The following is a 566-nucleotide window of genomic DNA, read 5'->3' as shown; positions in this document are numbered from 1 at the left end:
ACGATAAAGCCATTGAGCACCACCATCTTTACGCTTATGGAGAAGCAAGCCGGCACCATCATTATATTTGCCAGCTCCCAATGTTGCGACAGCCCTTGCATTAAGACGATTCATAAGAACCATTTTTACTCCTTTCTGCTATAGTTTTTACCCACACATCAACCCCGCTTGTGACGTGCAAGCAAGTGATTTTGATTGATTCAAGATACACAGATTTAAGATGAGAGAATCTTACGTTATTCAGGGTTCTCATTCAATATGAATAACGCTAGATTATGATTATAAATCAATGCCTTGAACACTTGTTGAATGCCGTTGGTTTGAAAGCGAGAGGTATTACAAAGCGCCCGATTTAAGCACTGGAGAACTTCGTGATTATAGCGAGGAAGAATTTAAGCAGCTACAGTGCATGATGCCCGATATCCAAGGGGCAGCTTTCAATAAAAAGGTTGTAAGACGTGCTTTTTTAGGGAGAAAATTGCTTGAATCCCCCGATCAACCCATGGTTCCAGCGGGTCAATTGGGTTGGGAGTGTATAACGGGGTATTTTGACAAGATAGAACGGC

General features: G+C 42.0%; 2 pseudogenes. One reads left to right on the top strand and one right to left on the bottom strand.

What is annotated here, in order from left to right:
• Nucleotides 1-123: pseudogene (locus tag ACFILL_RS09525) on the bottom strand (integrase); the annotation flags it as partial.
• Nucleotides 124-298: 175 nt separating this feature from the next.
• Here ACFILL_RS09525 and ACFILL_RS09520 point away from each other — a divergent pair.
• Nucleotides 299-566 (top strand): annotated as a pseudogene (locus ACFILL_RS09520) (phage portal protein); the annotation flags it as partial.

Origin of the sequence: Bartonella sp. AP20NXHL, from assembly GCF_042196165.1 — a bacterium.
In the GTDB taxonomy this organism is placed as follows: Bacteria; Pseudomonadota; Alphaproteobacteria; order Rhizobiales; family Rhizobiaceae; genus Bartonella.
This window is presented reverse-complemented; position numbering and strand designations above follow the sequence as displayed.